The following is a 13,752-nucleotide window of genomic DNA, read 5'->3' as shown; positions in this document are numbered from 1 at the left end:
AGATAACCAATGGGCAACAATTACCCTTTGATAAAAAAGTAGTACTAAACTAAAGGATCATAAACCTCTTATATGAATTGATTTCATGGAAATACATTCTAAGATTCTTCCAGACTAGTTGTCTTCCGAAAAATAATTTTAAAATAATGAGTTCATTCAGTGGTTTCAAGCATCGTTCGTTTTGAGAGATTAGCAGCAACAAATAGTATGTCTATATACATTACCCTAACTCTGCCTTTTTGATATTTTTCTAGACCATTTCCCTATAATCACTTGGTGACATTTCAAACTGATCCTTAAAACACTTTGTAAAATAAGATGGTGTTGAAAAACCAACTTTATATGCAATTTCTGCAATGGTACTTTCTGAGTTTTTAAGTAAGATTAATGACTCTTTTAGTTTTGTTTGAGTAACAAATTCACTTACAGATACTCCTGTTATTTTTTTAATCTTTCGGTATAAATGAACTCGGGATAAACCCATTTGTTTACTTAACTCTTCAACATTAACTTTAGAATCATACTTATTTTCAATGATGAGATTGCTTATCCTGGAAAGAAATTTTTTATCCATTCTGCTCATTCCTTTCTCCTCTTTCTTTAATTGCAGAGGTTCCTGGTATTTTTCCCTTATTTTCTCCTGAGCCTCTAACAGTTTTTTTACCCGCAATTGTAAGTGCTCTTTGTTAAACGGTTTCGCGATATAACTATCTGCCCCTTCTTCCAAACCCTCAAGTAAATGTTCTAAAGATGACTTGGCTGTTAATAATACAACAGGAATGTGACAGTAGCGAATATCTTCTTTTAACTTTCGGGTTAGTTCTAAACCATCCATTACAGGCATCATAACATCAGAAATGATAATATCAGGACCTTCTGTTTCCACTAATTTCAACCCTTCACTTCCATTTTTAGCCTCTAAAATCGAATATAATGATGGCGAAAAACATGATCTGATATATTTTCTGATATCAGGTTCATCTTCCACAATAAGTAGCAATGGTTTATCACTCTCTGCAATACTTGTTTCTAATTCTATTGTTATATCTTCTTTTGGCTCATCTATTTTCTCAAACTCAGTAGAATCAAGCATTACAGGATGCTCTTTCATTTTACTATCAGACAGCATATCTTTTTGAGTAAAATGATTTTTACCCAATGGTAAAAATATCTTAAAGCAGGTTCCCTCTCCTAATTTACTTTCTACAGTAATTTTTCCCTTATGCAACAAAACCAGCTCTTTTGTTAAAGATAAACCAATTCCTGTTCCTTTATATGAAACAGTGGAATCTGCCTGATAAAACCGATCAAATACTTTTTCTACTTCATGCTGAGGTATTCCTTCACCATTATCTTTCACCTCAATCTTTGCATACTCCTCATTTTCATCATCACACAGGCGATCTAAAGTAATTTCAATCCTTCCTCCTTTTGCTGTATACTTAAAAGCATTTGACAGTAAATTAAACATCACTTTATCCATTTTATCCCAATCAAACCAAAGCGATAGTTTTGCATTTTTACTGACAACCTCAACATCAATTTGTTTTTCTGTAGATAAATTGAGAAATGCCTCTTTTATACTATGCATAAACTCATCCAAATTATAATGGCCAACCTTTAATCTCATTTTGGCTGTTTCAATTTTTCTAAAATCCATTATTTGGTCTACTAATCGTAATAAGCGTAAAGAGTTGCTATAGATGGTACTTAACTCTTTTTTTAAAACTTCATCTGTGTTATTTGTCTTGATTATATTTTCGAGAGGACCAACAATTAAGGTTAACGGAGTTCTGAATTCATGCGAAATATTCGTGTAGAACTGCATTCTGGCCTGAGTAGCTTCCTGAAGTTGCTCAGACATACGTTTGAGTTCATCATTTTGAATGGATATGGCTTCCTTTTGTTCTTCAAGACGTATATTTGCAATTTTTTTATTCTTAAAAGCTATAAACAGTAGAAATATTAGAATAACGACTAATGCTAAAGAAAATAAGGTGATAAATAGTAATATCTGCTGCTTTTTAAATCTTCCTCCAAGCAGATCCAGCATCCCTTTAGATCTGGCAATATCATTCTGCAGGTTTTTAATGTTATTGTATTGTAACCGGGTTATCTTAACATTCCGATCATCAATTAGGGTTGTGGGCAATAAATTTATTTTTTTAAACGGACTATCTGATAATATTTTCGATGCGATGACTATGGCCTCCTTTCCGCCTGTAGGGTAAATTAATGTAGCATCAATAATACTGTTTTCAACCAATTCAACCCCTCCACCTGCACTAGGAGAACCATCAACACCAATAATTTTAATCTTCCGATCCAAAAATTCTTTACTAATAACCTCACTGGCAGCAGCTGCTAAAAAATCAGCATGTGCAAAAATCGCATCTACATTAGGATTTGAATGTAAAAAATACGATAAACTATCCAGTACCGTTTGATTATTCCAATTTGAATAGATTCTATCAACAATAGATATTCCTGAATATTGAGATAAGGCATCTTCAAAACCATTCATTCTTTCCTTAGCAGGAGAAGAACTTAATGCACCTAATATTTCAATAACATCACCATGTTTATTCAAAACATCAGCGATATACGTTCCTGCGGTATATCCAATTAAAAAGTTATCACCTCCAACATACGCAGTATATTGATCTGACTCAATCTTTCTATCAATTAAAACAACAGGAATTCCTTTTTTATATAATTTTTCTACAACTGGTTGAACTGCTTCAATTTCAATGGGTGCAATAATTAATAAATCAATCCCCTCATTCAGCAACTCATTAATTTGCTTAATTTGGAGCGAAGTGTTATCTCCTGCATACTTTATTGTCAAGGCTATATCAGGATGAAACATTAACTCCTGATGCATCTCCTTCTCCATTTGTTGTCGCCAGTCACCACCCGAACATTGAGAAAAACCAATTCTATGTGTTTTTTGAGCAAATGACGTTAATGAAATTAATATCACCACTAAAACGAGGATAGACTTTTTCCACATAGAAAGCTATTTATAGATTATGTTATAAATATAATCAAATGCAGCAAGAAAAACACTTTCTGTATCTGATATAAGAGTTCATTAGGGATTTCTGCTGTTTTCATAACAACATTCTCAAAAAGAAGCATTGCATTTATTTATAGAACTCTGCATCCAGAGAATCAACTCTCTTCCTTTCTTAGGAACTAATACCACAACTACCAAACGAAAGAAAAGATTATTTTAATTCAAAACAATGCCCTTTGCCCTTTACTCTAAGCCTACCCTCTATGCTCTTTTCCATGTTCCCTGCTCCTTGCTGCCTGCAAATCGCTCTACGCCCTACGCCCACTACTCCACATTAAAAAACGTAGCTGATTCCACCTCTACTGATCCTAAATTTGAAAAAAGCGACAACTTATTAAAAGATGAATCGGGAAATAGAATATTAGTCATAGCTAGTTTTCCTTCATCTACAAATACTTCTACCGAAGAAGCATCAATGATGATTTTCATTTTAATTACATCACCAATGGTATATGGAGCTAAATCTTCACTTAAATAATTAGAGTCTGTAAATTGGGTATTAATCTTTGTTCTATCGATAAACACATGTTTTGACAACATATTATAGCCAATTTTCAACTCCTCATCTGCATCATTTTTTAATAACAAACCAAAGGCTGTTGTATGGCCATTTAATGATCCTTTCTGCGGTTTAAAAACAAAGTTTAATTCGCAAGAACTCAAATCCAAGTCAATATTATTAATATCCGACTTTCCTGAAAATAGCATATTATTTATCTGCATTTTCAATATTTTTGAGTCTTCAAATTCCTTAACAGGAAAGGTTGTAAGTTTATACTGATTATCTTCCTTTACGAGTTTTATTTCACGAGGTAAAGTCATAGCACTTCTCCATGATTCTGTTGGAACAATTTGTGCATAAATCCAATTACTCATCCATCCAATAAACAACCTGCGACCATCTTCTTTTGGAATATCTGACCATGTAACACCGGCATAATTATCTTTTCCATAATCCAACCAATCACTCTCATTCTTTTCGGGTATAAAAGTCTTTCCATCAAAGTCTCCTATAAAATACTGAGTTGCAGAACCTCCATTTGGACCACCAGGATTTATACTCACCAACATCACCCATTTCATAATATTAGTCCCTCCAACATGAATTGGAAATAAATCCGGACATTCCCAAACACCTCCATGAGCGCCTATTCCCATTCCAAAGTCACTTTCAAAAGACCAAGTTTTCAGATCTTTAGATGAATATATTTTTGCTATATCCCCGGCAGCCAATATCATTATCCATTGCTTTGATTCCTCATGCCATATTACTTTAGGATCCCGAAAATCTCTAATACCAGGATTTGGTAAAACAGGATTGTTTTTATACTTCTTCCATGTTCTCCCTTTATCTAAACTATAAGCAAGTGCCTGATATTGATAATTATTTTTCCCTGCTCTTTCTCCATCTATATTATGATATGTATAGATAGCTACCATAGCAGGATTGTCTTTTGATCCAAATCCTGTTGTATTTTGCCAATCAATTACAGCACTCCCTGAAAAAATATATCCAAGTGAATCGGGATATAAGGCTATTGGAAGATGTTCCCAATTTACTAAATCATTGCTTACCGCATGCCCCCAATGCATCGGTCCCCAAACCGTACTATCAGGATAATACTGATAAAACAAATGATATTCTCCCTCATAATAAACCATTCCATTGGGATCATTCATCCAATTTGCCTGAGGTGTAAAATGAAATTGAGGTCGAAACTTTTCCTTTCCTATAGTCTTAATGGAAGTTTCAGTATTCTTACAACTCATTTGTAAAAAAACAATTAAAAAGATAGCTATTATATAAGCTATTTTATTTCTTACTATCATTCTATCGTAACTTTATCTTTTACTTAAATTAAAACACTATCTATATAACCTGAATTCAAAATAACTTTTAAAACCCAGGTTATTAAATAGATTTAAAGGGACTTGTATTAATAAACTAAAACTTCATTAACAGAAAGACTATGGGATTAATTAGTGTATCATTATTTTCTTAACGATATTACTATTTTCAGTTTCTACTTTAATAATATATAATCCGCTACATAGGGATTGTGAATCATCCATAGTTAATTCACTTCCTACATTCTCAACAGTCTTAATGAATTTCAGGTTACCCTGGATATCATAGATACTCACTGTTACAGCTACTGACTCCAATCCTTTTACAATTAATACATTTGAAGCATTTACAAAGATCTCTGCATTATCTATCGCCATAGATTTAGCACTTGTTGGTGTACAGCTGATACACTCACATGACTCCCAGCTTATTGTAGGTAATACTATATCTTCTGTAACTTCGTACCAATGTACATTTGTTTGAGTACCATCCCATGGATTTGTAAAACACGATCCTTCTCCTGTTCCTTCTGCACCTGTTGTTTCATCACGAAATTCACAGTTCCATCCAACTACTCCTCCTGTAACTTCGAAACGATAATCAATCCAGCCTTCTTTTTGAACAGTGGTTGACCATATATTTGTTCCAGGTTCATTTGTTAATGAAAGTGCACCATTCCAACCATTAATGCCTCCTCCCATTACTACGGCATCATAATCAGAGCCTGCATATGAGGTCATATCTATTGAAATGGTGACATTATAAGGTTGTGCATTTACAAAATGACTTACAACAATTAATACAAGGGTAAATATTAGATTTTTCATTTTTTACTTTTTAAAAATTAAACATAGATATTGATGTTAGCTAGCTAATTTGTTTTTACATACTTATAACTAATCTCCTATTTCGTATACAGAGAGATTTGAAACGTCAATTGTTCCGTTGTCTACAAAAATGGTCCATGGATTCTTATCCATTTTGTAAATACGGTTGGTAAAGGCAACGTTATCATTAACATAAACCACACAAATTGACTTTTCAATAACAATCTTTATATCGAAAACCTTATCATCCGAAACAATAAGGGGAGTAAAATTTAATTCGGTTGTATACGAACCTGTTGAATAACTTGACTCTTTATTTAGAAACAGAGATGGCATTGACCATCTGTTAGTAGAAGTCAGATCAAAAGCAACAGAATATACTTCTGATAAATCATCACATGCACCAAAGGAAAATCCAAAATTTGAAGATTGTGATGCATCTATGGTTAATTCAATTTTTACAGGAACTGTATTTCTATTAAATTGTGCATATGATCTTTCATCCTGATAATTGAGAACATACGAACCTTCATCTCCTGCTACATCTCCCTGTGACTTTAACATTGAATATTCTGTGGACGTATTAAATTTATTATACACTGCCTCAGGTATCATTGGATATAACTTTCCGCTTGGTTGCTGAACCAGTTTATGGGTAATTAAACTCCCTGCCCAATCCAGTTCATTATTACCATTCACAGTCTGCCCAGTTGAACACCACCCTGAGATATAACGATCAGTGCCATTTGAAGCTGTTTTTCCTGCATAGAAATACAACCCGTCTATTGTTTCATGGTGACCACTTGCATCCTCACAACGTACCCATGGACCATCAGGACTATCAGATACTCTGTAAAATGTTTTTCGGTGTTCATCCCTGTTAATTCGGGAAAATACCAAATACCATTTATTACCCATTTTAAAAATATCCGGACATTCCAGAATTTCAGCATCGGAATTAAAATCAGTGAGAGGAGATATTAAATCCCAATTTTCAAGATCTGATGATGCATATCGAATCAATACGCCTTTTCCATCCTTTATCGAGGTAACCAACATTACATAAGCAGATCTGGTTGGATCATAGTACACACATGGATCACGGAAATTATTTTTATCATATCCATCAGGAGCTTCAAAAGTAAATGAAGGAACTTTTGTAAATGTCTTCATATCAGTTGAAGTTGCCAGCATTACTTTCTCTGCAGGATATAAACTTCCATTGTGTCCGGTATAAAACCCATATAATTTTCCCTCTGAATTCTTTATAAAACTTCCGGTTCCTAAATACGCCTCCTGCGAATCAGCTGTTTCTGTAGGTATTGCCTCTGCAAAACCAGTAAATGAGCTATAATCACTTGTTGTAGTACTATAGATTGGGTGTTCAGTAGTTGCACCGTTTCTCCAATCCTGCAAATAATACAGGTAGTATTTATTGTCATCCGAATTAAAATATGGCATTGGATCACCAACATACCCACTCTGCGGTTTATAAAATGTTGAATAAGCACCACTCTCAACAACTGACCTACATGTTGTTGTTGTGTCTACAACTATCGGAACCTCCTCTGTATCATCTTTCTCATCCTTAGAACAACTGGTATTAAGGAGTAGAATGAACTGCATTAATAATAGTGGTAGAATCTTCATAATTTCTGTTTTTTTTAGCGAACGGGAAAATCCCGTCCGCATATTTCAATTTTAAACCTGAATTAGATTAAAATTTGAGAATTCAGATTGTAATAAAAAGCTGATATACAAGGCAAATTTTGCAGGGCTAGTGAGACTAGCTCGAAAAATTTAACGCCGTAGATCTGTTTTTTATTCAAAACCTATTATATTCCACTTATAAACAGCAATCTTCTTCCTAAAAATTACTCAAAACAACCCGGTATTCTTTCTTAATTTTCAGTTGAACCTTACTATCTATAAGTGGTCTGAATCCCATATTTTATATCGAACTCAGGTTTTACTCTATTGGATGAGCTTTTACTTCATCCCAATACATGGTCTGTGTTTCAAAACCTGTTTCAGGAGTATGTGGCATAACAAGAATATTATTAATCACAGCAGTACGGCTCTCCGGAATTACAAAGGTTAGCTCTTGCCATTCACCAATATGATCAGCTGAATAATCTGCATGCAACCAATCCTTGTTAAGTTCACCTGCTTCTTGTATTTCAAGCTGTACATCTCCAACAACATCTTTTAATACCATAACTGTTATACTTCCATAAATGGCTGGATCAACATTTACCTGATTCGCATTCCACAACACACCACTTGTCCATGGTCTTCCACCCGCATCAGTTCCATCGTTTGTTCGTAGAAGGGATACACAAGTCGATGTTGTATTAATACCATCTGTAACTGGATTTACTGTTCCATTGTTAACTGAACTTGCAATAGATTCCCATGTTGGAGATACATCTTCACCATTGTAAAGAACAAGAATAGGCGTAGGTTCATCTCCGAGAATGACTGTAACTTCATAATTAAATACAGAACTTAGATAATCAAGTGAATATGTTACAGGACTGGTAAAATCAACTGAGGTTCCAGCTTCAGGGGCCATAGTAGCACCATCTGTATATTCTACAATTGGAATTAATGAGGTAACATCTGTACCTACAGGCAAATAGATTACAATTGTTTTATTTTGCTCATCGATTGTGGCCTCTACTGATCCTATTTTAAAACTTGAGATCTTAGCCCTGGCAACATCAACATTTACAGTATATTTTTGATATAAATCTGAATTTGTTACAGTATAGGTTACATCCAATAAATTTCCATTTGCATCAGCAAAATCAATGGTCTCACCGCTACCTGGTGTTATTTCTGCACTACTTGCAATAGTTATATCCGGAGTTAAACTTGTCAGACCAGAACCAGAAGGAAGAATTACAGAAATAGTTGAGTTCTCTTCATTTATTGTACCCTCTACTCCATTCACAACAAAGGAATGGATACTTGTATCTCCTGAAAAATCAAGGCTTTCTTTGGCATCCTCTTCGCAAGAGTATAAAGCTACTGATAACAGGATAATGATAAATTTATAAATATTTGTCTTCATAACATTCTTCATAATTAAAATCCATAATTTTGCTCATAACTACCTTTACTATAATTAATTTGCTGAATAGGGACAGGCACATACTCATTCTTGTTTTTTTCAAATTCAGCGCCTTGATAATAAGTATGGTCCGTAGCTTCTCCTAAATAGTAAGCATTCATTACCTCATCAGCAATACCCCAACGAACCAGGTCAAAGAATCTACTGCCTTCCATAGCAAGTTCAAGACGACGCTCCCACCTCAAAGCTTGTCTGGCATAGTCCTGCGTCCATACACAATTAACTCCATCCTGATAAGTTTGAATGTCAAGATTAGTTGCAAAACTGGTTAATGAAGTACTTGCTTTTGCTCTTGTTCTAACCTGGTTTATTAATGGTAGTGCATCTGCAAAATTCCCCATTTCAATCAACGCCTCTGCTCTCATCAACAACACATCTGCATAACGAATGATAATGTTATTTTTAGAGTTGGCATACCAAGGTCCTGTTTTAACATAGTAGTCACTTGCAGGATCAATATTCTCTTTTAACGAAGAGAAATAACCATACATATTAGGATTACGAGATTGATTTTCTTCGTAATTGACATCAGTATATTTATATGGTTTCCCGGCAATAGCAACTGTATGAAAAAGTCTTGGATCAACTCTATCTGTACTCTCCGTGTAATTTGCATCATTGAATGTATCAAACATTGGTAAACCATTTGATGTTTTAAAGGCGTTTACCAGGTTCTGACTTGGCTTATTAAAATCTCCACCCGGAGTAGGTGTTGTAAGCGCATTACCCATGTTTAATCTTCCATAAGTTGTTCCATCATCTTGCGAGTATTGAACTGCAAATAAAGATTCTGCACCATTTTCATATTCTCCTGGTAAAAAGTTGTAAGCAAAATCACTTTCCAATTTATAAGGAGATGTCATCACATAGGCAGTTAAATCCAATACCTTTTGTAAATCATCCTGATCTATTGAAACCACATTATGCATCTCGTCCTGTCTGTAAGCTTTGTATAGATAAACTTTAGCAAGGTATGCAGCAGCTGCATATTTGTTAGCACGTCCTACTTCATCCTGTTCTTCAGGTAAGTTATTGTAGCCATATTCAAAGTCATCAGCTATTTTTTGCCATAACTCATCATTTGTATAAGCAACATTTGAAAGGTTTGAAATATCTTCAGCAGACATAGTCTCTTCTACAAAAGGTACCATTTTAAATATGATCTTCTGGATAAAGTGCATATGTCCTCTTAGAAAACGCATTTCTCCTATTCTAACTTTCTTGTTAGACATATCTTCTTCACTGATTTTATTGAGCAGACTCAATGCAAAATTAGCTCTGGAAATGGCCACATAATTCCTGTACCAAAATACATCGGTATACCAGGTTTCATTACCTATTGAAGGAGATGATATTTCAAGAAAGTGCAAAAAGTCACCGTCATTTTGATCATTACCCCCCTTATATGCATCATCAGATCTGACATTACCGTAGTTCCATAAACTTAATGGACGGTTGATTTCATCATTCCCTATAGCTGCATAAGCAGATATCACTTCATTCTCTATTTGCTCAGCACCGGTAAGGTTATCTTCTGTCAATGTTCCGTAAGATGGAACTTCTAAAAAGTCATCACACGACACCAGATTTAAAGCAATTAGTGAAATGAATATTAATTTATATGTTCGTTTCATGATTTTTGATTTTTGATTTAGTTCTTAAAATGAGATGTTCATACCAACTGTAAAAGATGTTGAAATTGGATAAGCCAACGCAGGGTTTTCCGGATCCAATCCTGTGAAATCTTTACTTTTTATAGTCATCAAATTTTGACCGCTAACATAAAGTCTGGCTTTCGACAATTTCATTTTTGATAACAAATCTCTTGGTAATGAATATCCTAGCTGAATAAGCCTCAATTTCAAGTAAGAACCATTCTCTACATAATATGAAGAGGTTCGTTTTTCATTGTTTAAATCACTGTACGAAAGCGCAGGTATATCTGAACCTGTGTTCGTAGGACTCCAGGCATCTAAAACTCTTACTCCCTTATTTGATCCTAACTCATCTACAGCCCAAAAATCTGTAAAACGCTTTACTGAATTATAAACATCAATACCATAAACTCCCTGCAAAAATGCAGTCATATCAAAGCCTTTCCAACCCAATGCTATATTCAATCCATATTCAAAATCCGGATGTGGATTTCCGATCCATGCTCTGTCATTTTCATCAATAACCTCATCATCATTCATGTTTTTATATTTGATTCGGCCAAGTCCTTTTCCTGTTTGTTCAACATAACTATCTACCTCATCCTGTGATTGAAATAATCCATCAGCAACATAACCATAAAAAGAATTGAGAGGTCTTCCTAAAATATTATCGGTAGTTCCGTTACCACCATAACTATTAACAACACTTTCAGGTAGTTTTGTAATTTTATTTCTATACCCGGATACATTGGCCATAATATCATACGAAAAACCATTTGATGATTCATTCCTGTATCCAAGAGATATTTCCAAACCTTTATTCTCCATTGAAGCACCATTAACCCAGTGGTCTCCACCTTCACCAATAGCACCCAGATATGGTGGTTTCACAAGGATGTCCTCTGTGTTCTTTAAATATGCTTCAATGCTTCCGTATAGAGCTTGATTATAAAACCCAAAGTCAAGTCCAATGTTTGTTTGAGTCGTAGTTTCCCACTTTATTTCGTCGTTAGCTCTTTGAGTCAGAGAATAACCAGATGGCAATATTCCGGAGTTAGAACCTGCAATATCGTAAGCCGTTCCTGTATTAATACCTGCTCCGGTTTCTCCAATATAATTCGAATAAATCAAAGTTCTGTTTGCATAGTTATCTATTTCCTGGTTACCTGTTTGTCCCCAACCCACTCTAAGTTTCAGGTTTGAAATGACCCCTTGAGTTCCAGCCATAAAACCTTCCTGATCAATACGCCATCCGGCAGAAAAAGCAGGAAACGTTGCATATCGGTTATCCTTACCAAACCTTGAAGAACCATCTCGTCTTAATGTTATTGAGGCCAGATACTTATCAGCAAAACCATAATCAATCTTACCAAAGAATGAGTTAAGTGTATAACCTGTTGCACTTCCTGTTGCATACATTTCTCCAACACCAGCTGAAGGCCACATGTAATCAGGATCTTCAACTTCGTAGGTTCTTCTTTCTGTAGAAAAGTTTATATCAGAATTATCAATCATTTCTGTACCCAATAAAAATGAGAACCTGTTTTTACTTAGTTGAACTACATAATTTGCAGTATTGGTCCAGTTCCATTTTGTTGAATGGCTTTGTATCATTTTTGAAGAAGTAAGGTCTGAACCTAATCTTCCGGTAAAACTATAGGTAAGAACACGTTGATAATAATTAGAATAATCTATACCAAAACTACTTTTGATATGCAGATTTTTAACCGGCTGGATATCAATGTAAGCATTACCAAATAATCGCCAGTAGTTATACGGGTTATCTTTATTCGCATCCAGAATTCTGGCAGGATTATCTCTGTCTCTCATACCTGATGTTACACTTCCCCAATCTCCATCAACAGTTTTTAAAGCCATCACAGGAAGAGATAATATCGCCAAATCCAGCACTCCACCCGGAGTCTGCAACTCTGATGTATTATTGATAGTCAGGTTTTCTCCAACGGTAATTAAGTCTCCTAATATTTTTCTACTGGTATTAATACGAGAAGAAAAACGTTTAAAGTAAGTCTCATTTACGGTACCTTTATTATCATAATATCCCAATGAAAAGAAATTATTTGATTTATCAGTTCCGTTACTGATTGACAAATTATATGATTGCGCAAATCCCGGACGGGTTATTTCATTAAACCAATCTGTATCAGAGGTCAACATTGTATTCGTTCCATCTCTTGCATCTATATATTTAGGCAATTTCATTCCGTTTAAAACTGCATTGCCATTATTATCGTATTTATAATCATAGACATACCCAATCTGATTGTTATTAGGATCTACACCACTGTTTACCATGGCCTGCCATTGAGCCTGTCCAAATTGTTTTGTATTCAGCATATCGATAATCTCTCCATACTGAGAAAAGGTTTGAAACATATCGAAATTAACACGAGTTTTTCCTTCTTTACCTTGCTTTGTTGTAATGATAATCACACCATTACCAGCCCTTGAACCATAAATACTGGCAGCTGAAGCATCTCTAAGTACCTGTATACTTTTAATATCCGAAGGATTCAGTTCATGCATTCCTCCTTTTGTAGGCACTCCATCAATTACATACAAAGGATCATTGTTATTTAATGTACCAATACCCCTAATTCTAACTGTTGATGATCCACTAGGATTACCATCACCACTAATATTAACACCAGGGATTCGACCTTGCATTGCTTTAATAGGATTATTTTCCCCCTGCTTCATGATCTCGTCAACCTCAACTATTGATACAGCTCCCGTTAAATCAGCAATTTTTTCAGAGGTATATCCAGTAACAACTACTTCATCCAAACCCACTAAATCACTTTTCATATCAACATTGATAATTAATTCATCACCAACAGTAATGGTCTGGGTAACCATTCCAATAAATGAAAATTCAAGTTGGGCACCAGGATTTACCTTAATAGAGAAATCTCCGTTAATATCAGTTATTGTTCCATTTGTTGTTCCAACTTCTACCACCGTAACTCCCGGAATTGCAATATTTGTCCCGGCTTCAGTTACGCTTCCTGTTATATTTTTCTCTTGCGCCATGGCAAGAGTAGAAATAAAAGCTATTAGAAACACTGCAAAAAGTTTCTTAAGCCAATTAATTAAACCATCAGATTTTTTCATTTTTCTTCATTTAGTCGCACCTGCCCTCCTAATCATTCGTTTATTAATAAGTTATGAAAACTTTTATAAAC

Annotated in this window: 7 protein-coding genes; all 7 read right to left on the bottom strand. The window is 34.7% G+C overall.

Annotation, left to right across the window (positions count from 1 at the left end):
* Positions 1 to 250: 250 nt before the first annotated feature.
* The 7 genes from ACRD64_RS04735 to ACRD64_RS04705 all read right to left on the bottom strand — a co-directional run bounded on the left by ACRD64_RS04735 (position 251) and on the right by ACRD64_RS04705 (position 13,681).
* Positions 251 to 3,013: a hybrid sensor histidine kinase/response regulator transcription factor gene (locus ACRD64_RS04735; protein WP_430932072.1), complete on the bottom strand. Its 2,763-nt coding sequence runs from the start codon at positions 3,011 to 3,013 to the stop codon at positions 251 to 253.
* A gap of 330 nt (positions 3,014 to 3,343) precedes the next feature.
* Entirely contained in the window at positions 3,344 to 4,909 is a 1,566-nt protein-coding gene (locus tag ACRD64_RS04730; protein ID WP_430932071.1) for a glycoside hydrolase family 32 protein, read from the bottom strand.
* Between the two features lie 150 nt (positions 4,910 to 5,059).
* Positions 5,060 to 5,755, bottom strand: coding sequence for a T9SS type A sorting domain-containing protein (locus ACRD64_RS04725; RefSeq protein ID WP_430932070.1), 696 nt, complete (start codon positions 5,753 to 5,755; stop codon positions 5,060 to 5,062).
* Between the two features lie 69 nt (positions 5,756 to 5,824).
* A complete protein-coding gene (locus tag ACRD64_RS04720; RefSeq protein WP_430932069.1) occupies positions 5,825 to 7,405 on the bottom strand; it encodes a glycoside hydrolase domain-containing protein in 1,581 nt (526 codons plus the stop codon).
* Positions 7,406 to 7,724: 319 nt separating this feature from the next.
* Entirely contained in the window at positions 7,725 to 8,843 is a 1,119-nt protein-coding gene (locus ACRD64_RS04715) for a hypothetical protein (RefSeq protein WP_430932068.1), read from the bottom strand.
* Between the two features lie 2 nt (positions 8,844 to 8,845).
* On the bottom strand, positions 8,846 to 10,525 hold the full coding sequence (locus ACRD64_RS04710) for a RagB/SusD family nutrient uptake outer membrane protein (protein ID WP_430932067.1): 1,680 nt from the start codon (positions 10,523 to 10,525) through the stop codon (positions 8,846 to 8,848).
* A gap of 24 nt (positions 10,526 to 10,549) precedes the next feature.
* Positions 10,550 to 13,681 (bottom strand): SusC/RagA family TonB-linked outer membrane protein, encoded by a 3,132-nt coding sequence (locus ACRD64_RS04705; RefSeq protein WP_430932066.1) that lies wholly within the window; start codon positions 13,679 to 13,681, stop codon positions 10,550 to 10,552.
* Between the last annotated feature and the right edge of the window lie 71 nt (positions 13,682 to 13,752).

The organism is Saccharicrinis sp. 156 (assembly GCF_050589685.1).
Classification (GTDB): Bacteria; Bacteroidota; Bacteroidia; order Bacteroidales; family Marinilabiliaceae; genus Saccharicrinis.
Note: the sequence above shows the minus strand (reverse complement) of the source record. Positions and strands in the feature narration are given on the sequence as shown.